This is a genomic window from Algoriphagus litoralis (genome assembly GCF_003259255.1).
In the GTDB taxonomy this organism is placed as follows: Bacteria; Bacteroidota; Bacteroidia; order Cytophagales; family Cyclobacteriaceae; genus Algoriphagus; species Algoriphagus litoralis.
On sequence record NZ_QGOL01000020.1, the window covers coordinates 21,679 to 45,363 of the forward strand.

Annotated in this window: 17 protein-coding genes and 1 tRNA gene; 10 read left to right on the plus strand and 8 right to left on the minus strand. The window is 44.8% G+C overall.

Going from position 1 to position 23,685, the window contains the following annotated elements; genetic code table 11:
- Nucleotides 1-387: 387 nt before the first annotated feature.
- The 4 genes from DK188_RS19410 to DK188_RS19425 all read right to left on the minus strand — a co-directional run bounded on the left by DK188_RS19410 (nt 388) and on the right by DK188_RS19425 (nt 6,054).
- The gene (locus tag DK188_RS19410; RefSeq protein WP_232825778.1) at nt 388-1,695 is read right to left on the minus strand and encodes an APC family permease; all 1,308 of its coding nucleotides are present in this window, start codon (nt 1,693-1,695) and stop codon (nt 388-390) included.
- 352 nt (nt 1,696-2,047) lie between these two features.
- Nucleotides 2,048-2,425 (minus strand): GxxExxY protein, encoded by a 378-nt coding sequence (locus DK188_RS19415; protein ID WP_111672516.1) that lies wholly within the window; start codon nt 2,423-2,425, stop codon nt 2,048-2,050.
- A gap of 341 nt (nt 2,426-2,766) precedes the next feature.
- Entirely contained in the window at nt 2,767-5,331 is a 2,565-nt protein-coding gene (locus DK188_RS19420; RefSeq protein ID WP_111672517.1) for a cation-translocating P-type ATPase, read from the minus strand.
- A 183-nt stretch (nt 5,332-5,514) separates the two neighbouring features.
- Complete coding sequence (locus DK188_RS19425) at nt 5,515-6,054, minus strand: DUF4924 family protein (RefSeq protein WP_111672518.1); 540 nt, start codon at nt 6,052-6,054, stop codon at nt 5,515-5,517.
- Between the two features lie 312 nt (nt 6,055-6,366).
- On the opposite strand from DK188_RS19425, the gene lepA reads away from it, so the two are divergent.
- The 6 genes from lepA (at nt 6,367) to DK188_RS19455 (ending at nt 13,089) form a co-directional block, all read left to right on the plus strand.
- Nucleotides 6,367-8,154 carry a translation elongation factor 4 gene (gene lepA, locus DK188_RS19430; protein WP_198673051.1) on the plus strand — a complete coding sequence of 596 codons (1,788 nt, stop codon included), beginning with the start codon at nt 6,367-6,369 and terminating at the stop codon, nt 8,152-8,154.
- Nucleotides 8,155-8,443: 289 nt separating this feature from the next.
- A complete protein-coding gene (locus DK188_RS19435) occupies nt 8,444-8,800 on the plus strand; it encodes a four helix bundle protein (protein WP_111672520.1) in 357 nt (118 codons plus the stop codon).
- Between the two features lie 70 nt (nt 8,801-8,870).
- On the plus strand, nt 8,871-9,752 hold the full coding sequence (locus DK188_RS19440; protein ID WP_111672521.1) for a bifunctional 5,10-methylenetetrahydrofolate dehydrogenase/5,10-methenyltetrahydrofolate cyclohydrolase: 882 nt from the start codon (nt 8,871-8,873) through the stop codon (nt 9,750-9,752).
- A 78-nt stretch (nt 9,753-9,830) separates the two neighbouring features.
- Nucleotides 9,831-9,914, plus strand: a tRNA-Leu gene (locus DK188_RS19445).
- A gap of 88 nt (nt 9,915-10,002) precedes the next feature.
- Nucleotides 10,003-10,545: a DsrE family protein gene (locus DK188_RS19450; RefSeq protein WP_111672522.1), complete on the plus strand. Its 543-nt coding sequence runs from the start codon at nt 10,003-10,005 to the stop codon at nt 10,543-10,545.
- Between the two features lie 48 nt (nt 10,546-10,593).
- Nucleotides 10,594-13,089: an ATP-binding protein gene (locus DK188_RS19455; RefSeq protein ID WP_198673052.1), complete on the plus strand. Its 2,496-nt coding sequence runs from the start codon at nt 10,594-10,596 to the stop codon at nt 13,087-13,089.
- A 1-nt stretch (nt 13,090) separates the two neighbouring features.
- On the opposite strand, the gene DK188_RS19460 is transcribed toward DK188_RS19455, so the two are convergent.
- Entirely contained in the window at nt 13,091-14,506 is a 1,416-nt protein-coding gene (locus tag DK188_RS19460; RefSeq protein ID WP_111672524.1) for a sigma-54-dependent transcriptional regulator, read from the minus strand.
- 81 nt (nt 14,507-14,587) lie between these two features.
- Nucleotides 14,588-14,902, minus strand: a complete 315-nt coding sequence (locus tag DK188_RS19465; RefSeq protein WP_111672525.1) for a hypothetical protein — start codon at nt 14,900-14,902, stop codon at nt 14,588-14,590.
- Between the two features lie 403 nt (nt 14,903-15,305).
- On the opposite strand from DK188_RS19465, the gene DK188_RS19470 reads away from it, so the two are divergent.
- The 4 genes from DK188_RS19470 (at nt 15,306) to DK188_RS19485 (ending at nt 20,022) form a co-directional block, all read left to right on the plus strand.
- On the plus strand, nt 15,306-17,189 hold the full coding sequence (locus tag DK188_RS19470) for an amidophosphoribosyltransferase (RefSeq protein WP_111672526.1): 1,884 nt from the start codon (nt 15,306-15,308) through the stop codon (nt 17,187-17,189).
- 116 nt (nt 17,190-17,305) lie between these two features.
- Nucleotides 17,306-18,358, plus strand: a complete 1,053-nt coding sequence (locus DK188_RS19475) for a M42 family metallopeptidase (protein WP_111672527.1) — start codon at nt 17,306-17,308, stop codon at nt 18,356-18,358.
- Nucleotides 18,359-18,525: 167 nt separating this feature from the next.
- Complete coding sequence (locus tag DK188_RS19480; RefSeq protein ID WP_111672528.1) at nt 18,526-19,320, plus strand: 3-keto-disaccharide hydrolase; 795 nt, start codon at nt 18,526-18,528, stop codon at nt 19,318-19,320.
- 171 nt (nt 19,321-19,491) lie between these two features.
- Nucleotides 19,492-20,022 carry a PRC-barrel domain-containing protein gene (locus DK188_RS19485; RefSeq protein WP_111672529.1) on the plus strand — a complete coding sequence of 177 codons (531 nt, stop codon included), beginning with the start codon at nt 19,492-19,494 and terminating at the stop codon, nt 20,020-20,022.
- 154 nt (nt 20,023-20,176) lie between these two features.
- Here the strand turns inward: DK188_RS19485 and DK188_RS19490 are convergent, their stop codons facing one another.
- Together DK188_RS19490 and DK188_RS19495 are read right to left on the minus strand one after the other, a co-directional pair.
- Nucleotides 20,177-20,851: a hypothetical protein gene (locus DK188_RS19490; protein ID WP_111672530.1), complete on the minus strand. Its 675-nt coding sequence runs from the start codon at nt 20,849-20,851 to the stop codon at nt 20,177-20,179.
- Nucleotides 20,852-21,018: 167 nt separating this feature from the next.
- Nucleotides 21,019-23,652 (minus strand): valine--tRNA ligase, encoded by a 2,634-nt coding sequence (locus DK188_RS19495; RefSeq protein WP_111672552.1) that lies wholly within the window; start codon nt 23,650-23,652, stop codon nt 21,019-21,021.
- Between the last annotated feature and the right edge of the window lie 33 nt (nt 23,653-23,685).

Here is a 23,685-nt window from a genome sequence, read left to right on the forward strand (position 1 = left end):
CTTATGAATAATCACAAGTTAAAAAGAGAAATAAAGGTTTGAAGTTGGCCTTTGGCAAATCCCCCTTCTAAAGGGGGTAGGGGGATTGTAATATTGGAAGATCAGATTTTAAAATTCCTGTAATTATGAATTTCGAACATCGAATTTCGAATGATGAATATTAAATACCGAACATCATATGATGAATATCGAATTTCGAATCTTGAATATCGAATGCTGAATATCGAATTTCGAACATCGAATGATGAATATCGAATGGCGAACCTCGAATATCAAATATCAAATACCGAACATCGAATGATGAATATCGAATGCCGAACCTTGAATATCAAATGATGAATATCGAATGTCGAATGATGAAGATCGAAGTAGGGCAATCTCAAATCCTTACTTATTTTTTCCTTTTCTTCCCAACCAATACAAACCCGAACCAATCGCGATAAACAAAGCCGTCATCCAGATTGACCGGGCACTGACCTGCATCATCAGCCAAAGGCAGGCCAAAATGCCCAAGATAGGGACGGTATATCCGCCTTTCAGGATGAATCGTCCACTTCCCTGAAATTGGGAGCGGAGCTTGGGAATTGCCGCACAGCTCATGATGTAGAGAAAGAGTCTGGACAAAACGGTCATGGCTGCCAAAACCGTAAATGAGCCAAAGGCAGAAAGCAAAAAGGCCGAAATGCCAAAGAATACCACCGAATTGGCAGGGGTCAGGTATTTCGGGTGGACTTTCCCAAACCAGCCAGGAAGTGAATTGTCCAAAGAAAGCGCATACGTCAATCGCGTGGATGAAAACATGGAGCCCAACAGATTGGCGATAACGGAGGCTCCCACACCGATCATCAGAATCACTGCTCCCACACTTCCAAAAAGCGAAGCAGAAGCATCCAACAGCGGAGTTTTGGAATCTGCCAGATTCGGAACAGCCGCCTGCGTAACCAGCTGGATCAGCATGTACAGTACCGCTACGACCGCAAGTCCCAGCAGTAAACCCAAAGGCATATCCCGCTCAGGCCGCTTGGCTTCCCCCGCCGGAACTACCGCTCCTTCAAATCCTACAAATGCATAGATCAGCAGCAAAGCAGCACTGCCCAAGTCGGAAAAAGGGGGGACTGTGGACTCAAAACTTGGTATCACCTCAGCGCCCAATAGGATAAATCCGCCTAGAGGCAGCAGAATTAACACCGTGAATTTGATGATGGTGAAAACGGTCATCGTTCGGATGGATTCTACTGATCCGAGCACATTGATCAGGCTGAGGAGAAGGCAGGTCAAAGCTATGGAAATCAGTCTTCCCGTGGGTTCTCCGGCAATTGGGAGGAAATAGGCGATGCTGTCGGTAAGCAAAACGGTATTTGCAGAAAAGGAGATCAAGCGTGCCAGGTAATACAGCCAGCCACCCTGAAAACCGATAAACGGACCAAATGCCAGGGTTCCGTAGCGAACAGGTCCTCCTGTGCCGCGGAAATAGCTTCCCAGCTCCGCAAAACTCAAGATCACCGGTAAAATCAACAGCGCGCAAAAGGCGTAGATCAGGATGCTGTATTCTCCTGCCAGCGCAGCAGCTCCGCTTGGAAGTCCAAAAATTCCCGCACCGATCAGGCCATTGACTACCAGCATCCAAATGCCCCAAAGTCCTAAATTTCTGGGGAGTTTTTCTTGGGTTTGGTCAGTGGATGGATGTGAATTCAAGGTGGTGGAATAAAGGGGAGAAAGGATTAAGCTTGGAAAATATGAAAATTAGGCCAAGGCAAAAGCGAAAATCTGATTATAGCGATAGATTTTCTTTGAATCATGAGATTTCTCACAGATGACACAGATGACCACAGATTCAAAAAAACAACCCATCTGTGACCATCCGTGAAATCTGTGAGCAAAAAAAAGAGTTTCTCACAGATGACACAGATTACCACAGATAAACATCACTAACCATCTGTGTCCATCCGTGAAATCTGTGAGCTAAAAAAAATGAGTTTCTCACAGATGGCGCAGATTTCCACAGATAAAATCTAGAAAAATCATGGGTGGAATCTATAAGATCTGATTAATTAACAATTCGAATTATTGTCTCTTTTTCAACAAGTTTCATTGAGTTGAAATTTATTAAGAGTCCGACCTTCTTCTTGGATAGCCTTAAATAGGTAAGCAGTTGTTTTTTGTGAACGTCATGGATTAAGTCAACTGATTTTATTTCTACAATGACAGATTCTTCAACCAATAAGTCAATTCTAAAACCTAGCTCTAGCTTAATTTCTTTATAAATAACAGGAAGAGGAACCTGAGTTCTCACTTTTAAGCCAGATCTAATCAGTTCATAAGCCATTGAGGATTCGTAAACGCTTTCAAGCAAACCTGGTCCTAGTTCATTATGAACAGAAAACGCTGCTCCTCTTATTTCAAAAGTAATGTCATTTAAGTCCATAAAGTAGCTGTATAAAAATGGATTGAAAAATGGAAATTATCTAGGTAAAAATATGATAACCAGTTCATTTGTCCAATGATGGATAAAAAAAGGAGTTTCTCACAGATGACACAGATTACCACAGATAAATATCACTAACCATCTGTGTCCTTCCGTGCTATTTGTGAGCTAAAAAAAAGAAGGCTCTCACAGATGACTCAGAATTTTACAGATAGATAATGCTAACCATCTGTGTCCATCCGTGAAATCTGTGAGCAAAAAAAAGGAGTTTCTCACAGAAGACACAGATTTTCACAGATAAATATTACTTAGCATCTGTGTCCTTCCGTGAAACCTTTGAGCTATTTTTTCGAAAGTAACTTTCTGACAAATTTCTCCAGCTCTACTGCATGGAATACAATCAGAGCCATAGCAACAGCGAATCCCAATTCTTTCCAGCTCAAAGGAACCGTTCTGAAAATATCATTCATAAAAGGCAGGTATACCACCCCAAACTGCAGGACCAAGGTGCCCCCAACCGCCATGAGCAATGGTTTATTGCTCAGAAGCCCTTGTTTGAAAAGGAAGGTCCGATCACTCCTGACAGCCATTACATGTCCCAGCTGAGAAAAAGCCAACACGGTAAACACCATGGTCTGCGAGTGCCATCCTTTGCTGATTGCCCAGTATTGCGTAAACAGCGTCACCGCCGCCATCAACATTCCCACCCAAACGATATGATAGCCCACACCTTCGGCAAATAGACTTTGCTTTGGTGGGCGAGGAGGTCGTTTCATCAGGTCTTTTTCAGGTTTTTCTCCGGCCAAAGCCAAAGCGGGAAGTCCATCCGTCACCAGATTGATCCAAAGAATATGAATCGGCAAAAGTGGATTGGGTAAACCAAGGAAAGGAGCAAGGCCAATGACCCAAATCTCCGCCCCATTGCAAGTCATGATGTACTTGATGAATTTGCGGATGTTGTCATAGATTCTTCTCCCTTCCTTTACGGCACGGACGATAGTCGAGAAGTTGTCATCGAGAAGTATCAGGTGAGCGGCTTCCTTGCTTACATCAGTTCCCGCGATTCCCATGGCAATACCGATGGTTGCCGCCTTGAGGGAAGGTGCATCATTGACTCCGTCTCCGGTCATGGCGACATAGTGGCCTTTCTGCTGCAATGCCTGCACGATTCGCAACTTTTGCTCGGGTGCCACGCGGGCATATACGCTGACCCGCTCCACCTGAGCGGTAAAAGCTTCGTCGCTGAGATTTGCCAGTTCTGCCCCGGAAAGCACCTTGTCCCCCGATTTCCAAATGCCAACTTCCCTTGCGATTGCTTTGGCTGTGGCTGGATGATCTCCGGTAATCATCACTGGCTTAATTCCAGCATTGATACATTCCCGAATCGAATGCTTGACTTCTTCCCTCGGAGGATCGATCATTCCTGCTTTTCCGAAGTATTCCAAATCTTTTTCCAGTTCACTCCATAGTGCTTCTTCAGGGAGTTTTGGGATAATTTTTCCTGCAAAAGCCAACACGCGTTCCCCTTTTTCAGCCCATGTATCAGAAGTGGAAGTAAGCTCTTCTGCCTTTTGGGGTTCCTCCAAAATCTCTGCGATGGATTCCGAGGCACCTTTGCAGAGCACCAAGACCTGATCCCCGAATCGGTGGAGGGTACTCATCCGTTTCCGGCTGGAGTCAAAGGGGATTTCTCCAATTCTGGGAAATTCAGTTGCCAGTCCTTCGAATTGTTCTTGCGAAATGTCCCTGAGCAGGCGTTCTACCAAAGCAAGTTCGGTGGCCTCTCCGCTTGGTTTGCCATCTTTATCCAAGCGCACATCATGAGAGAGCCCCATGGCAAGTTGGAGATTGGAGAATTTCGTGGAAAAGCTTTGCTGATGATTGACTTCGAGATTGACCACAGACATTTTGTTTTGGGTCAGGGTTCCTGTCTTGTCGGTACAGATGTAAGTCACCGAACCCAGGCTTTCCACTGCGGGGAGTTTGCGTACCAGTGCTTTCTTTTTGGCCAATCGGCCTGCGCCAAGCGACAATGCAATGGTAATCAGCGCTGGCAAAGCTTCAGGAATGGCTGCCACTGCCAAACTCACCGATAGTAACAACACGGGCAGCATCTCTTCACCCCGGGCGAGTCCACCTAGAAAAAGTAGGGCACAGATCCCCAAAATGATAAAGGAAATCACCTTGGCAAACCGCTGCATGCGCTGTTGCAAAGGGGTGGAGGGAGAATCCGCTTGAAGGAGATCGGCGATTTTTCCGATTTCGGTTTTCATCCCTGTGCCCACGACGAGTCCAGTGGCCCGGCCATTGGTGACTAGGGTTCCTTTGAACCCCATGTTTAATTGATCCCCGGGGGAGAGTTCGGGTTTGGCGATGGGTTCGGCAATCTTGTCGATGGACACAGATTCCCCAGTTAGGGAAGATTCGTCCACTTTTAGGGAAAAAGTCTCCAGCAGTCGGATATCGGCAGGCACCATATTTCCCGCTTCCAAAATCACTACATCACCTGGAACCAGTTCGGTGGAAGGGATAGTAACTGTTTGGGAATCTCTGATGACGGCCGTTTGGGTTTCGGTCAGCTTCTTCAGGGATTCCATGGCCTTTTCGGCTCGATACTCCTGTACAAAGCCCAAAACTGCATTGAGGACGATGATGACCAAGATGATGATCGTATCCGTGAGGTCACCGACAATGCCCGAAATGACAGCTGCTGCCGCCAAAATCAGGATCATGAAATCCTTAAACTGGGACAGAAAAAGTATCCAAGCAGGTTTTTTCTTCTTTTCCTGAAGAACGTTGGGACCGTGTTTTTCGATTCTCTCCTTGGCTTCAGAAGCTGAAATCCCTTCCTTTTGAGAGGAAAAGTCAGCAAAAAGTTCAGAAATCTCTTGTTGATAAAAAGCCATGATAGTCGAAAATCGGTTCCTATCAATTTACACAAGAATCAGGCATTAATCGGCCATGAATTTAAAAATCATAAATCATTTTAAACAGAAGTATGATTTACGATTTGCGGCGGAGAGGTGAATTTGGCGCTCTTGTAAAGATTGGTGCTCAGAAATCTTTCAATTTTCCAATCTTTCAATTCTTTAATTCGGTGACATGAAAATTCGCTGTTGGTAATTGAAGTTTAGCAGGCTCAGTACCTCCCCGAAAGCCTCGGCAGCTTTGATTTGCTGATCATCTACCTTTTTACCCAAAAGCCGACAAAGCAAAAGACCATAAATCCCATTGATACAAATCTGGATTTCGTTGCCTGGATTTTCGCCATCTGAAGCTAGAATTGCCTCTAGGATATGCGGCTTTGCCTTATTGTAAGTTTCAAAGTAGGTTTTGTCTGTTTTGAGCAGTTTCCAGTGGAGGTTTGCGAGATTTTCTACGAGGTCCCGGAGTTCTCTAAGGTGATCTTTTTCCATGATTTCTTGACTCATCATGTTGTCTCGAAGCTCCTCAAACCAGCGGGTGATTTCGGCTTTTTCTTGCTCCGAAACGGGATAGTGGGAAACCACATATTGCTGGATTTCCTCCATATTTCCCTGATAGGACCGGATGAGATCCTCCATTTGGTACATGTAGACAAGGTATTCTCCGATGTTTTGGGATTTTTTCTTTTCAGCGATGGATTGCATGGAATAGCGGTGATTTGGGTGTAAAGGTAAAAAACAATGGAAATACCGTTGAAATACAGTAGAAATAAACCTCGCTGCGCTCGGTGAAATAGGCTACGTGAAATAGCATCCTAAATCCGTTTGGGTCACTTTATTTTGCCGCAGGCGTATTTCTTTTTTGCGGAGCAAAATCTATTTCAACAGTATTTCACTTCAACCTATCTCGGTTACCTTTTTCCAACAAATTATTTCAACAAAGTGTATTTAGCGCAAACACAGGAAGGGATAGACTAATCATCCTTCTTTTTTCCTACTTTTGCGGCACGAATAGCTATGAAAAACATTAGAAATTTCTGTATCATCGCCCATATCGATCATGGGAAGAGTACATTGGCGGATAGGTTATTGCAAACGACCGACACGGTTGCGGACCGGGATATGCAAAACCAGTTGTTGGATAATATGGATCTGGAGCGTGAGCGCGGCATCACGATCAAGTCTCATGCGATCCAAATGAAGTACACCCATGAAGGCGAAGAATACATTCTCAACCTAATTGACACCCCTGGTCACGTCGATTTTTCCTATGAAGTATCCCGATCTATTGCTGCCTGTGAAGGTGCATTGCTCATCGTGGATGCTTCTCAGGGCGTGGAGGCGCAGACGATTTCCAACCTTTATTTGGCGTTGAATCATGACCTGGAAATCATCCCGGTTTTGAACAAAATCGATTTGCCGGGTGCAGATCCTGAGGCTGTGGCGGATGAGGTGATTGACCTGTTGGGCTGTCGGCGTGAGGAGATAATTTTAGCCTCAGGCAAAGCTGGAATTGGAATTGAGGACATTCTCAAAGCCGTAGTGACCCGAATTCCTGCACCAAAAGGGGATCCCGAAGCGCCGCTTCAGGCCATGATTTTTGATTCCGTATACAATTCCTTCCGAGGAGTTGAGATTATTTTTAGAATTTTCAACGGGACAATAAACAAAGGCGACAAAATCAAATTTGTCAACACAGGACGTGAATACGAAGCAGATGAAATCGGGATTTTGGGACTCAACCAGATCCCTCAGCAGACGATGTATGCCGGCAATGTGGGCTACCTGATCTCCGGTGTGAAAGTCGCCAAGGAAATCAAAGTAGGGGATACGATTACTCACGTAAAGCGACCTTGCGAAGCGGCAATTCAAGGGTTTGAAAACGTCAAGCCAATGGTTTTTGCGGGGATTTATCCGGTAGAGACTACAGACTACGAAGAGCTGCGCTACTCGATGGAGAAACTCCAGCTGAATGATGCCTCATTGGTTTGGGAACCGGAGACCTCCATGGCTTTGGGCTTTGGATTCCGCTGCGGATTCCTGGGCATGCTGCACATGGAGATCATCCAGGAGCGATTGGAGCGGGAGTTTGACATGACCGTGATCACGACTGTGCCTTCGGTGCAGTTTAAGGCGCTCATGACCGACGATACCGTCCAATTGATCAATGCACCTTCTGATATGCCCGAACCAACCCGGATGAAGCATATCGAGGAGCCGTATGTCAAAGCTTCGATCATTACTGCTGCGGAATACGTCGGTGCGGTAATTACTCTCTGTATGGACAAGCGAGGGCAGATTAAAAATCAGGTTTACCTCACAGCGGAGCGGGTTGAGTTGACCTTTGACATGCCGCTGGCGGAGATTGTATTTGACTTTTTTGATAAGCTGAAAACGATCTCCAGAGGGTATGCTTCACTGGATTACGAACTGATCGGCTATCAGGTATCCCAAATGGTGCGATTGGATGTGATGCTGAATGGGGAGCCCGTAGATGCACTCTCGGCGATTGTGCACCGGGAGAAAGCCTATGACTGGGGCAAGAGACTCTGCGAAAAACTGAAGGAACTTGTACCTCGACAAATGTTTGAAATCGCCATTCAGGCAGCAATTGGACAAAAGATCATTGCGCGTGAAACGGTAAAAGCATTGCGTAAAAACGTATTGGCCAAGTGCTATGGCGGTGATATTTCGCGTAAGCGTAAACTCCTCGAGAAGCAGAAAAAAGGCAAGAAGCGAATGAGACAAGTCGGCAACGTCGAGATCCCTCAGGAGGCGTTTATGGCGGTGCTAAAATTAGATTAAAGGGAATAGGCGATTCTCCTTCTTCATTATTCGTGGTTAAATTAAATTACGATTTACGATTTACGAATTACGACATACGAGTTGCGGAGGTCTTACTTCATCATTCGTGGTTAAATTAAATTACGATTTACGATTTACGAATTACGAACTCGTCTAGAACTTCAATCATCCTTTTCTACCCTTTTTGGAGTGAAATCTAAAGAGTGGTTGAAGTTCAGTTTTTAAGGTAATCAGCAGTTGAATCTTGAGTAATTTAAAATTTATCAGGTACTCGTAAGAATCTTTAGTCATGGATAAATACCAAATGCAACGAAAAACGAAGCAGTTTGCGATTGATGTTTGGAGATTTTGCCAAAAACTTCCGCATTCACGGGAATACAATGGAATCGTAAATCAATTGATACGATCTTCCACATCAGTTCCAGCAAATTATAGAGCAGCATGTCGCGCGAAATCAACGGCAGATTTTATCAACAAGCTAAAGATTGTTGAGGAAGAGGCTGATGAAAGCCAATTTTTCTTGGAGTTTATCTTGGAAATCAATGAAAATATTGATTTAATGCCTGAATTGAATCGACAGATCAAAGAAGCAGATGAAATTCTTGCAATTGTAGTCTCCAGCATCAAATCCTCAAGAGAGCGCTGAATCCAGGAGAGAGCTCGTATATCGTAATTCGTAAACCGTACTTCAAACCAAAAACTTCAGATACCAAGAGATGATATTAATTGACGGAAAAAAAACCTCCCAAGACATCAAAAATGAAATTGCGTCGCGCGTAGCGGAAATCAAAGCTGAGGGAGGAAAAGTCCCCCACCTCGCTGCGGTACTGGTAGGTAATGACGGTGCAAGTCAAACCTATGTGGGAGCAAAAGTAAAATCCTGCGAAGAAGTGGGGTTTGTGTCCACACTTGTTCGACTTGAGGCGGACATAACTGAGGAAGAACTCCTCAAAGTGGTGGAAGATATCAACACAAATCCCGACATCGACGGATTGATCGTGCAACTTCCCCTGCCAAAACATATCTCTGTCGATAAAGTCACCAATAAAATCAAACCTGAAAAAGACGTAGACGGATTTACTCCTGCCAATGTCGGTCGGATGACGCTCAACTGGCCAGCTTATGTGGCCGCAACTCCCTATGGAATTGTTGAATTGCTGAAGCGCTATCAGATTGAGACGGCAGGCAAGCACTGTGTGGTAATCGGACGCAGCCATATCGTAGGAAGCCCAATGAGCATACTGATGGCCAGAAATGGCTATCCGGGCAATGCCACCGTGACATTGACTCACAGCAAAACCCAAAATCTGGCTGAAATCTGCCGTTCCGCGGACATTTTGATTGTAGCTATCGGTAAGCCTGAGTTTGTGACGGCTGATATGGTAAAGCGGGGAGCCGTAGTCATCGATGTGGGAATTCACCGAATCGAGGATGCCAGCAAAAAGTCAGGATTCCGCTTGATCGGTGACGTGAAGTTTGATGAAGTGGCTGAAAAAGCTGCCGCTATCACACCCGTACCTGGAGGAGTAGGTCCGATGACCATCGCAGCTTTGCTGTACAATACGCTTCAATCCGCCGAAAAGAAGGTTTTTGGATAAAAATTGAAAAAAGTAAAGAAATCACTGATTGACGTTTGGTTCAATTGACTTGGATTTCTACTTTTGCAGACCCTAACCGCGCACGTGGTGAAACTGGTAGACACGCCACTTTGAGGGGGTGGTGCCCTTACGGGTGTGGAAGTTCGAATCTTCTCGTGCGCACAAAGCCTGACCCAATTGGTCGGGCTTTTTTTATTAATGGACTTTCTGGATTCTTATTTTTCCTTACTTTTCATTCAAATTTCCCACTATGAAGAAAATCCTCCTTTCCGCCTTTTTTGGTCTTTCACTCTTTTTTGCCATTCAGGCAAATGCTCAGACCCCGCAATTTCCCATAGTCAAAGGTTATGGAGGAATTTATGAAATAGCCGATGCCACAGAGCGCCCTGACCCAAGTTTGGAGTATAAAATCATCGTAGATCTGGCCTCAGGTGCAGAAGATAACAAGCAGATTTCTAGGTGGGTAGACAATGTTGCCCGGTTGATGAACTTACATGGGCTGGCTGGTGTCCCAAAAGAGAAAATCAAGGTTAAAGTGATCATTCATGGAGGCGCTATTTTTTCCCTGCTCAATGACGAGAATTATCAAGAGAGATTTGAGGTTGCCAATCCCAATTTGAAAGTATTTGAAGCCCTGAAGGAGGCTGGAGCAGAAGTCTATGTCTGCGGCCAGTCTATGATAGCCCGGAATTTGAAAACTGCTGACCTGTGGCCAGGAGTCACTATCGCTCACTCTGCCTTGACTACCATTACCACATACGTGCCACAGGGGTATGTATTATTGAGGTTTTGATCAGCTTGGAATAATTGTTGAATAGCTATGGGCCTCCAAAGAACTCAAATGAAGCCCTTCAAATCAATATTATCTACGGGTAAAAAAGTAGCCGCTGGGTTTTCGTTGGCGACTTTTATTCTGATCAGCGTAGCCGGACTGACCTATTTTTCACTCAATCAATTGGAGGATTCGGTCAGAAAGCTGGCCCAGCCTAACCAAAAACTTGAATTGCTGAATGATCTCCAGTCTGATATTTTTAGGATCACAAGGCTGGGAGTAGACAGCCTTAGTCTCGATGGTAGAGTTAATGACACGACGATTTCTCAGCTTCAGGGGAAACTTGATGAGCTGGATACTTTGGCCTCCGATTCTTTGGAAAGAAGGAGTGTTCAGACTATCCGGGATAACCTTGCAGTCTTGATAAATGGGTATGTGGACCTGTATGAGGTAAAGAAAAATCTTACTTCGAGAAATTTTTCACAGGAAGCACTGAACAAAGTAGAAGTGGGAATAAGGCGCCGTGCCCAGAATCTGGAGTATCGGCCCCTAAGAGAACTTAACCCGAAAAATTTCATCTATAATGAACTCCAAGAAGAGGCCATTAGCAGACAGGAGCAGCGCTCCGGGGTGATCAAACGGGATGAAGATCAGCTGATCGCCTACCTGAGGAAGCTGCGGGATGAAAACTCCCCAGATACCGAACCTTCCCAATCGCTAAGTCTGGACAGTGTGCTGTACTCGCTTCGAGGTGTGATTAATCAGATCTATAAAGAAGAGAGTTCCCAACGACAAAAATTGGCGATGCTGGAAACTTCACTTTCCCAAAAACAGAATGAAATCGGTATCACCGTTCAGAATCTGATCAGAGACCTGCAATCCAAAGCCATTCTTGCCTCAAATGAGCAGAGTGCACAAGCTTCGGGTTTGGTGTTTGATGTATCATTTTTTCTCCTGATCGTAGTGGTGATTGCCATAGTGGGGACCGGATTTTTGGTATACTCTGTCCTGAAAGAAATCCGTCTAAATAAATCCTATCAGGAAGATCTTGAAACCTCCAGAAGGAAGTCTGATCAGCTGGCCAAGTCCAAGCAGGAATTCCTGGCCAACATGAGTCATGAGATTCGTAACCCACTCCATGTCATTCAGGGATACCGGGCTATTCTCGATAAATCAGACCTGGAGGCCAATCAAAAATCTCATCTTAAAATGATCGGGTTTGCTTCAGATACGCTGATGGAGATCGTCAACGATATTTTGGATTTTTCCAGATTGGAAGCGGGCAAACTCAGTTTGGATAAAGAACCATTCGATCCTTTTCGTCTTTTTGGTGCAATTCAAAGCTTCTTCGAACTGACAGCCAAAGAGAAAAAGCTCGAGTTTAGGTGGGATTTGGATCTTCCGGAGGGACAATGGCTGGTAGGCGATGAATTGCGGATCAAGCAAGTGATGAACAATCTCCTGGGAAATGCATTCAAGTTTACTCAGGATGGCAGTGTAAATGTCTCAGTCTCCTGGACTGGTGGTCAGTTGGAATTAGTAATCCGGGATACCGGCATCGGGATGACAGCCGAAGAGTTGTCAAAAGTCTTTCAGGAATTTGATCAGGCTGATGCCTCTGTTTCACGAAAATTTGGGGGGACTGGACTTGGGCTGGCAATTGTGCAGCGACTGGTGAATCTGATGAAAGGGTCGCTTTTTGCATCAAGTGAAAAAGGAAAAGGAACTACCATGCGTGTGGTCATTCCTACCGCCTTGTCTCCTGCAGAGACTGAAGAAAGAACCGAAGAAACTGAAAAATCCATAGATCTCAGTGGGTTGCGAATTCTGTTAATCGATGATGATCGCGTCGGCTTAAAATATCTGGAAACGGTCCTGACGTATTTTGGTGCTGAGGTGGTATCCTATCCAGGAGGCAAATTTTTCCGGGATGAATTTCAAAGTATGGAATTGGACTTGGCGATGATTGACATCCAAATGCCCGAATTCTCTGGTTTTGATGTGGCAAAATCGATTAGAAACTTTCCTGAATTCAAGGATCTGCCGCTGTTGGCGATGACTGCAAATGTTTTTGTGGAGGAAAAGGAGCGGATGTTTCAGGAAGGATTTAATGAATTGATTCTGAAGCCCTTCCAAGAAGAAAAGTTGATTGCAACGCTGGGGGGGATTTTTCCTGAGCGAGTGGAGTCAAAAAGTCTTTCAGATGGAAATGAAGCGCTCAACAGTGAGTTGTTTAGCCTGACTGATATGGATAAGTTTTGCATGGGTGACCAAGAGCTGCTTGCAGATATAGTGCGGGATCTCATCCGGGATACTGAGGCTGATCTGCAAAAAATCACCAGAGCGCGACTCAACAATCGCTGGCAGGAAATCTTGGAGATTTGCCACCAGTTGGGAAGTAGACTGGGGCAAATCAAAAGCCCTGCCGGACCAATTGCAAGAAGAGTCGAGAATAACCTAAAGCTAAATCACCAACAGGGAATCCAGGAGACCTTGAATTCATTGGACATGGAGACAAAGAAAACTTTAGCAGCCCTCAAGGAAAAGGTGGCCGAAATAGTCTAATCTATTCCAGCCCGTATTTTTCAATTTTGCTGTAGAGTGTTTTTCTGTCCATGTTTAAAATTCTGGCAGTTTTTGATTTGTTAAATCGGGTATCCAGCAGCACTTTTTGAATCAGTTCTTTTTCCTGCTCCTGCCATTGCGATTTGTAATCCGTGCCTACAGGAAGGTTATTTGCCGCGGTTGGAGCGGTGTTTTGACCGATGAATGCAGGATTGGGTTTGGATTCCTGAAGGATAGAATTGTCGTAGAGTTCCAGAGGTAGGGCGTCTTTTTCGATTTTATTGCCTGAAGAGAGCAACACTGCGCGCTTGATGATATTGCGCAATTCCCGGAGATTTCCTGGCCAGTCATAGCCATAAAAAATGTCCCAGACTTCCTGACTGAGCCCGCTGATGGATTTATTGAGCCGTGCGTTGCTTGACTGAAGAAACTCGCCTACGAAAAATTCCAAATCGGCTTTGCGCTGTCGAAGCGGTATCGCATTCAGCGTAAACTCATTTAACCTATGGTACAGGTCTTCACGGAATCCGCCTTCACCGGAATTGGAGCTGAGCATTTCGTTGGTTGCAGCGATGATCCGTACATTGATTTCGATTTCTTTATTGCCACCGATTTTCCGGATTTTTCGCTCTTGAATGGCCCTGAGTAATTGGATCTGTACATCATAGCTCAGGTTGCCGATTTCATCCAAAAAGATAGTTCCTCCATTTGCCGATTCGAAGTGCCCAGTCTTATTGTCATGGGCTCCGGTAAAAGCACCTTTTACGTGACCAAATAGTTCACTTCCGGCAAGTTCCTTTGGCAAAGCACCGCAGTCTATGGCTACAAAAGGCCCATCCTTTCGCTTGGAGAATTCATGAATCCGTTTGGAGATCAACTCTTTCCCTGTTCCTGTCTCCCCTAAGACCAAAACACTTAAGTCTGTCGGCGCTACAAGCTGGATGTGTTTTTCCAGCTTTTCAGCTTCTTGAGAGGCTCCGATGACATAGGATGCGCCTTGGTTGGGACTGGCAGTTTCTGCTGATTTTTCTCTGGGGATGGAATTTTTTACCTCTGCTTTTTGAGCGAGTGATTCCTTGACGGTGGCGAGTAGTTCATCCGGATTGATGGGTTTGGTGATGTACTCAAAAGCCCCCAGTTTCATGGCTTTGATAGCAATCCGGATATCTGAATAATGTGTGATAAGAATGACCTGGAGATGGGGAAAGTTAGCCTTCGCCCACTGCAATAATTCCATGCCTGTGCCATCCGGCAATCTAAAATCGGCAATGATCAAATCGTATTTCCCGGAATTCAGCATGTTTTGAGCTTCTTTCACCTTGGTGGTGGTAGAGACATCAAAAGAATTTTTTTTCAAAAAATTCATTACAATTCGGGAATAGGTCAAATCGTCCTCTACTAAAAGTATATGCGCCATCGTTTTTGTTTTTTAATGTGATTTAAACAAAAAAAGCACCAGACAAGAGTCCGGTGCTTAAATATTTGATGAATTAGCCTCTTACTCTTTAATTTCTTTGCCTTGGGCATCGTAAGTTTTCCAAAGTTTATCTGCGGAGCCATTGTCAAATCCTACTTTGTAATGGACCATACCATCTACTTTGGTGACCTGCCAAGCTTCTGCTATGGTCAGGTTTTGCAAAGTATCGTCGCCTGCGATGGTTTGCTTGACCGGTGTAGGCATGGCATCAGGTACGATTTTTACTTTCTCTTCCTGTTGTACGATTTCCAACAAATTAGAACTTGCAGCAATTGTCGGCGTGGTGAACGCAGCACCCGCAGCCAACATGGCGGACATTAAAATGATCTTTTTCATAATCTTAGTTGTCTAAATTGGTCACAGATCTCACCCCTGAAACATTTTAATTTTCAGGAATATGCGTGATTGCCTGTGGATTAGTTGGTTAAGGTTTAGGTTTTTTTTCAGAGTCCGGATTCTGAATTCGGAAACGTTTTTTCCGTAGATGTATGGTATATTGCTAAGGGTGTGCCATGTGCTCTATTGGCTCAATAGGGCAGATTTTGTTGGATTGGAGAATGAAATTTGGGTAGAATTTACACTTGTTGGGGAGATTTGGGTCTGCTATTTGGTTTCTAATCGAGGGAGAAGGCAAGCTTCCCATGCCATATTTTATTCCTTCAAAGAGAACTTTTAATCGGGAATAATTCTTTTGAAAACACTTACCTTTGTCTAATCAAAAGAACATTCGCCCTTCTCCATGAGTGACGCTATCAAACACGAGTGCGGTATTGCCATGATTCGGCTCCGTAAGGATCCTCAATATTACATCGATAAGTATGGCACCAACGCTTTTGCAGCCAAGCGGATGTATGTCCTGATGCAAAAACAAATCAATAGAGGGCAGGACGGTGCGGGGGTTGCCAATGTAAAAATCAACACCAAGCCGGGAACCCGATACATCAGCAGGTATCGTTCTATTGAAGCATCTGCAGTCAATTTCATTTTTGATAAAATCAATTCCAAGTACAAGAAAGCCAAGAAAATCGGGGGCAAAAAAATGCTTCAGGATGCCGACTGGCTTAAAAACAACATTGCCTTTACAGGAGAAGTCTGGTTGGGACACCTGAGATACGGCACCCATGGTGAAAACAGCATTGAGACTTGTCACCCGTTCCTAAAGCAGAATAACTGGAGAAGCCGAAACCTTGTCATGGCCGGTAACTTCAACATGACTAACAACGAGGAGCTTTTCAGTAAGCTTGTTCAACTTGGACAGCACCCGAAGGAAAAAACCGACACTGTTACTGTCATGGAAAAAGTCGGACACTTTTTGGACGAAGAGAATCAGCGGATTTTTGACAAATACAAGCATCAATACAGCAACGAGCAGATCACGCACTTGATCGAAAATGAATTGGATGTAGTCCGGATTCTGAAGAGATCCTGCCGCGATTTTGACGGAGGCTACGCCATGGCCGGCATGATCGGTAACGGTTCATCTTTTGTGGTGAGAGATCCCTCCGGTATTCGTCCCGCTTTCTATTACGCAGATGATGAAATTGTAGTCGTAGCTTCTGAGAAGCCCGCGATTAAGTCAGCCTTCAATATTGATTTTAAGGAAATCAAAGAGATCCAGCCCGGTCATGCGATAGTGATCAATAAGGACGGATCCTATTCCGAATCAGAGATCCTTCCTGCCAGAGAGAAGAAGTCCTGCTCATTTGAGCGAATCTATTTCTCCAGAGGCACTGATCCGGATATCTATCAGGAGCGCAAGAATCTTGGTAAAGCCTTGATCCCCCAGATCCTCAAGGCGATCGATTTTGATCTGAAAAATACGGTGTTTTCATACATCCCGAATACGGCCGAAACAGCCTTTTTGGGAATGATCGAGGGACTGGAAGATTACCTGAGTGCAAAAAGGAGAGAGGTATTTTTGGAAGGAAAGCCTCATGTGGGCGACTTGGACGATTTGTTGAACTTCAGACCTCGGGTCGAAAAATTGGTCAGCAAAGATGTCAAGCTTCGAACCTTCATCACCAATGATTCCGACAGGGATGCTATGGTGGCTAATGTGTACGATACTACCTATGAAGTGATTAAGCCTGGAGTCGATACCTTGGTCGTCATCGACGATAGCATTGTACGTGGGACGACTTTGGAAAAAAGCATTCTGACCACGCTGGATAAACTCAATCCTAAACGGATCATCATCGTCTCTTCTGCTCCTCAAATCCGTTTCCCGGACTGCTACGGAATAGATATGTCACGAATGCGTGAATTCATTGCTTTCCGGGCAGCGATCGAGCTTTTGAAGGATCGAAAAATTGACAATGTTCTTGATCGGATATATGATTCCTGTATCGAAAATCCCATATCCTCAGAGAATTTTGTAAAAGAAGTCTACAGCCTCTTCTCAGATGAGGAGATATCGGAAAAAATCGCCGAGATCGTCACCACTCCTGAGATCAATGCGGAGGTGAAAGTGATTTTCCAGACAGTAGATAATCTTCATAAATGCATTCCTAAGCACCTTGGTGATTGGTATTTCACCGGGGATTATCCTACGACTGGAGGAACTAGAGTCGTCAACAGAGCTTTTGTCAACTACATGGAAGGCAAAACTGTCAGAGCATACTAAACGGGTTAACTACAGGAAAAGGGCGCAGGAATTGATTTCTTGCGCCTTTTTTATTTTTGGGGAGGTTTTATGCCCGCAAAAGTTATATTTTCAAGCAAAATTGAAATCAGCATAAAATGGAAATAAACGTTGCCCTTCTTAAGCAAATCTGTGAAATCGCCGGAGCCCCCGGTTTTGAAAAAAGAGTAAGAGATCTGGTCATTGACCTTGTCACTCCACTCGTGGATGAGGTGAAAACTGATAATCTCGGAAGTGTCATTGCCATCAAAAGGGGAAAACGAAATCCTGACGGAAAGCGGGTCATGGTGGCTGCGCATTTGGATGAAATCGGCTTCATTGTCACGCATATCGATGATCAGGGATTCTTGAGGTTTCATACACTGGGAGGTTTTGATCCAAAGACTTTAACTGCTCAGCGAGTCATTGTGCATGGCAAGAAGGATCTGGTAGGCGTGATGGGGAGTAAACCAATTCATGTGATGTCTCCGGAAGAGCGAAACAAACTACCCAAGACCACTGATTTTTTTATCGATCTGGGAATGTCCAAAGAGGAGGTTGAAAAATACATCTCGATCGGTGATCCGGTGACCCGGGATCGGGAACTCATCGAAATGGGCGACTGTGTCAATTGCAAATCAATCGATAATCGGGTGGCGGTATTCATTCTGATTGAGACGCTGAAGCAACTGGAAAATCCAGCCTACGACGTGTATGCCACTTTTACTGTACAAGAAGAAGTGGGGATCCGAGGAGCTAATGTGGCAGCACACAGCATCAATCCAGACTTTGGAATTGCCTTAGATACGACCATTGCCTTTGATGTACCCGGTGCTGCACCGCATGAGAAAATTACCGAACTGGGCAAAGGAACAGCCATCAAAATCATGGATGCTATGACGATTTGTGACTATCGCATGGTGGAGTTTATGAAGCAAACTGCTGCAAAAGAAGCGATCTCCTGGCAGCCGGAGATCCTGACTGCCGGTGGTACAGATACAGCCGGAGTTCAGCGGATGGGCAAGCAGGGGGCGATTGCCGGAGCGATTTCTATTCCAACCCGTCACCTGCATCAAGTCATCGAGATGGCTCATAAGAAGGATATCGCGGATTCGATTGCTCTACTCAGAGCCTGTCTGGAGCAAATGGATGGGTATGATTGGAAGCATTGAGTAACCTTAACTTCAATATGGACCATTCAGCGTTCGATATTCGATATATTAAGTTTTTGACTAGTGAATACCGAAAGATGAACATCAAATAACGAAGGCAGGGGATCAAAGCCTTGGGCTAGTAAACTCACAGACAAATAATTCTTCAAACCCAATCCCAAAACGATATGAAACCCGTTCTTTTTCTTTTTCCCATCCTTCTTTTCTTTTCCTGCCAAAAAACTGAAAAAGTGGAAGTCAACATTCAGTCTGAAGAACCCGAATGGCAAGTGCTTTTCAACGGGAATAATCTAAGTGGTTGGACTCCGAAAATCCACCACCATGAAGTAGGAGATAATTATGCGAATACTTTTCGGGTAGTAGATGGTGCGATTGAGGTGAATTACGATGGATATGGGGATTTTGAAGATCGATTTGGCCATTTGTTTTATGAAAAGCCTTTTTCCAGCTTCCATCTCAGTTGGGAGTATAGGTTTACCGATCAGTTTCTGGAGACTGCTCCAAGTTATACCTACCGCAATTCAGGGGTGATGTTTCATTCCCAAGCCCCGGAGACGATTTTGAAAGAGCAGGATTGGCCGATCTCTGTGGAGTATCAGATGTATGCTGAGGAGGAGGAAGGGGTAGCCCGGCCTACAGGGAACATGTGCAGCCCCGGAACCGATGTGGTTTTTGAAGGTAAAATCGATGAGCGGCATTGTATCAATTCCTCGGGGCCTACTTTCAAATGGGATCAATGGGTCAAAGCTGAACTGATTGTATATGGAGACTCTATTGTCCATCATTTGGTCAATGGAGATACCGTATTGACGTACACCAAACCTCAAATCGGAGGAGGAGTAGCCAATCGATTCGATCCAACAATTAAAGTCGATGGTACCCCGCTCAAGTCCGGCTATATCGGACTGCAAAGTGAAGGGCAGGGCGTGATTTTCAAGGAGATTAAGATTCGGGAGCTTTAGGATTTAGGTTTTAAAGAGGGGTAAAGGGTATTTTTTACCACATTATGTGGAGGGTTTCTACTCGTGAATTTTCTAGACCCCATCCTATTTGGTTTATCTGTAGGATTCCTTGCTTGGCACGCATATGGGAGTAAATGAATCAAATAAATTGTTCATTTAACCCACACCAAAATGACTATCGCACATCAATCCCAGATCAGCTGTTCTTCTGCAACATCCTGCTCTGTAAAGACACCAAGTGATGAATCCGTAGGATCCATTAAGGAATTTATGATCAACACCACATCCGGAGCTGTTGATTATGTTGTTCTCAAAGTCGATGACGGCTTTTTAAATTTAGGTTCAAAACTTCTCGCGCTGCCTTTTGAATCCTTTATGTTCAATACTGCCCAAGACGATGTCATCATTGTCAAGGAGACTAAGGCGACTTTGGAAAATGCTCCCGGCTTTGACACGGATAACTGGCCAACCGGTCCTCAAGCTGAATTTTTGCATACAATGCGTACATACTATAGTCAAGAGTCACGCAGTCTCTATGGTCGCTACGACCACGAAAACAGCACATTCTTTGACGAAGGAGATCGATTTGATCTCGATGCCGATTCCATTGGTGGAAGGCAAAGAGGTGATGGTTTTCTAGAGACAGATCACCGTGGAGATCGACAGTCTGAGCGAAGAAGGGGCGGAGATCCAATCCTGTAAAATAGAATTCCACTGACAAAAAAGGGCTATTCCAATTCGGATTAGCCCTTTTTTTCTTTTAAGCTGGTTACGGATTAACCTCAATACCTGTGATTTTTTACTGCTTTTCTGGAGACTAATGGAGAATATAGACTCCTGATTCTTTCAGATGAGCCTAGTTATTTATCGCATCCAGTTTGTCTGGAGCCAGTTGGAGGGTATAGTTTTTTAAATTGCTTTCAAACCTTCGAATTGCTGCTGAATTGCAGGGATTGAGGTTAAAAAAGATGGCCATGTCATCGACCAGCCCTTTGGCCTTATGAAAAAGGTCCGGAGAATTTTCTATGGAATCGGGGTCTGTGATCATGCGTAAGGCTGTTTGAAGCAGGGCTGCACTTTGCTTGTTTTCCAGTTGGAGTAGCGCGTCATAGAGATCGGGATCTGCAAAAATCCCAGATCCTTTTTGGTCATAGTCGATGCAGACTCTGCTTGTCTCCAGTCCGTTTTGGGAACTTATCTCCTCTTTGGCACAATACCAGTCCAGGATTTCTACTGTATTCTCGGGTAAAAATGCCGAGCAATTGACGCCATAGGTCCTGAGATATTTCGACAAAATCATCATCAGAACCTGATCTTCCCTCGATATCCGCACCTCCTCAAAATGACCCCGATAGATGTATTCATAAAATTCCGCAAAATAGAGCCCTTCGGTGACCAATTCAGGTTCAATCGAAGTGTTCTTGGGTATTGTGGATTGAGTTTCAAATTTTCCGGTGATTCCTGTTGGCAAGCCGACATTCAAATAATCAGTATGGAGAAAAATGAAGTGTAAAAATGCTAACAGTTTCATCTCTAATGAGTTTAAGACTAATTTTTAATTTATTAAGGCAGGGCAAAATACTGCCCCAATGTACCTGACTTGCTTTTTTTGAGTAAAGGATACTGAATAATAAAGAAAAAAATCCAGAGCCTTTTGACTCTGGATTTTAGGTAAAACTCATTAATCAGTAACTTTTATTAGCTCAGCTTCTCCAGACTTTCCTCCAAGGCTTTAATCTTAGCCTCAGCATCAGCCTGTTTTTTTCGCTCCATTTCGATCACTTGAGCAGGAGCTCCGGCTACAAATCGCTCATTGCTTAGCTTTTTCATCACTGAAGCTAAGAAGCCTTGCGTGTATTCGATCTCCTTTTTCAGGTTGGCTTTTTCTTCTTCTACATTGATCGAGTCACCCATCGGCACAAAGCATTCATCGGCTTTGACGACGAAACTCATCGCATTGTCCACCTTTGCGCCAAAGTTCAACGAAGAAAGGTTGGCCAGCTTAATCAATACAGATTCGAAACCAGCATAGACTTCCGGGTTCTTGGTATTGATGCTCAAATCCAGCGCTTCTTTTGGGGACATTCCTTTGGAAGCTCTCAAGTTTCTCACCTGCGAAACCACCTCAAAAACCTGTGCTGCTTCGTCGATGATCTTGGAGTCAAATGGCCCTGCTTCTGGCCAAGAGGCCAAAATCAATGATTCAGCAACTGTACGTTCTTTGATCTGGTGCCAAAGTTCTTCCGTAATGAAGGGCATGAAAGGATGCAAGATCTTAAGGATTTTCTCAAAAATCTGAATCGTCCGGTCATAGGTTTCTTGATCAATCGGATGCTGATAGGCTGGCTTGATCATCTCCAGATACCAGGAGCAGAAGTCATCCCATACCAGCTTGTAAGTCGCCATCAAGGCATCGGACATCCTGAATTTCTCGAAATGCTCATTGATCTCTTTTAGACCTTGATTGAATCGGTTTTCAAACCATTCGATGCTAGAGGCGTTTGCCGATCCATCCAAGTTTGGATCGATTTCCCAGCCTTTTACCAAGCGGAAAGCATTCCAGATCTTATTGGAGAAGTTTCGTCCTTGCTCTACGAGCTTGTCATCGTATGGTAAATCATTTCCCGCAGGGGAGGAGAAAAGCATCCCTGTTCGCACTCCATCCGCACCATATTGTGCGATGAGTTCGAGCGGGTCAGGGGAATTGCCCAAAGATTTGGACATTTTCCGGCCGAGCTTGTCCCTAACGATACCGGTGAGGTAGACGTTTTTGAATGGCTTTTCACCCAAATATTCATACCCTGCAATGATCATCCGGGCTACCCAGAAGAATAGAATCTCTGGAGCAGTGACCAAATCATTGGTTGGGTAGTAGTATTTCAATTCTTCATTTGGCTTGCCTGTAGTGAAGACTTCGGTGTCAAAAACCGATATCGGCCACAACCAAGAACTAAACCAAGTATCCAACACGTCTTCGTCCTGCTTCAGATCTGAGAGGGTGTAGCTTGTGCCAAACTGGGCATTGGCTTGCGCCAAAGCTTCTTCGGCTGTTTTCGCTACGACATATTCCCCATTCGGAAGGTAGAAGGCAGGAATACGATGTCCCCACCAGAGTTGACGGGAGATACACCAATCACGTACATTTTCCATCCAAGAGCGGTACATGTTCTTGAACTTTGGTGGATAGAGCTGGATCACATCGTCCATCACTGAGCTCAAAGCTGGCTTGGTGATGTCTTCCATTTTCAGGAACCACTGCAGCGAAAGCTTGGGTTCGATCACCGCATCACTTCGCTCGGAGTGCCCAACGTTGGATTTGTAGTCCTCAATTTTTTCAAGTAGATCGGCTTCTTTGAGTCGCTTTCCGATCATTTTCCGAGCGACGAAGCGATCCTCTCCGACAAGGATTTGGGCTTTTTCATTTAGCGTTCCATTGTCATTCAGAATGTCGATGACTTCCAATTTATGCTTGATTCCCAGTTCATAGTCATTGATGTCGTGGGCAGGAGTCACTTTCAGACATCCCGTACCAAATTCCATGTCCACATACTCGTCCTCGATGATCGGGATCGCCCGATTGATCAATGGAATGATTGCCCGCTTGCCTTTGAGGTGTGTGAATCTAGGGTCATTTGGATTAATACAGATCGCGACGTCAGCCATGATGGTTTCAGGGCGAGTCGTGGCTACGGTCAGGAATTGATCCTCGGTTCCTTCGATTTTGTATTTGATGTAATACAGCTTCGAGGCGATTTCTTTCATGATCACTTCGTCATCCGAAAGCGCCGTTTGGCCTTTTGGATCCCAATTGACCATGCGAATGCCACGGTAGATTTTGCCCTTTTTATGCAGATCTACGAAAACAGAAATCACGGCATCGCTCAATCCCGGATCCATCGTGAATGCAGTTCTGTCCCAATCGCAGGAAGCGCCGAGTTTCTTTAGTTGCTCGAGGATGATTCCTCCGTATTTTTCTTTCCATTCCCAAGCGTACTTCAGGAATTCCTCACGGGAAATGGACTTTTTGTCGATGCCCATGTCCTTGAGCATATTGACTACTTTCGTTTCTGTAGCAATGGAAGCGTGATCCGTTCCAGGTACCCAAAGCGCATTTTTGCCCTGCATTCTGGCCCGTCGGATGAGTACATCCTGAATCGTATTGTTCAGCATATGGCCCATGTGGAGCACGCCGGTGACGTTTGGCGGAGGAATGACGATGGTGTACGGTTCCTTGCTGTGGTCAATTTTGGAGGAGAAAAGCTTGTGCTCCATCCAGTAGGCGTACCATTTGGCTTCGGCTTGAGCCGGTTCGTATTTGCTGGCAATAGACATACTCAGATTTTTTTTCGAAGCTGCAAAAATAGG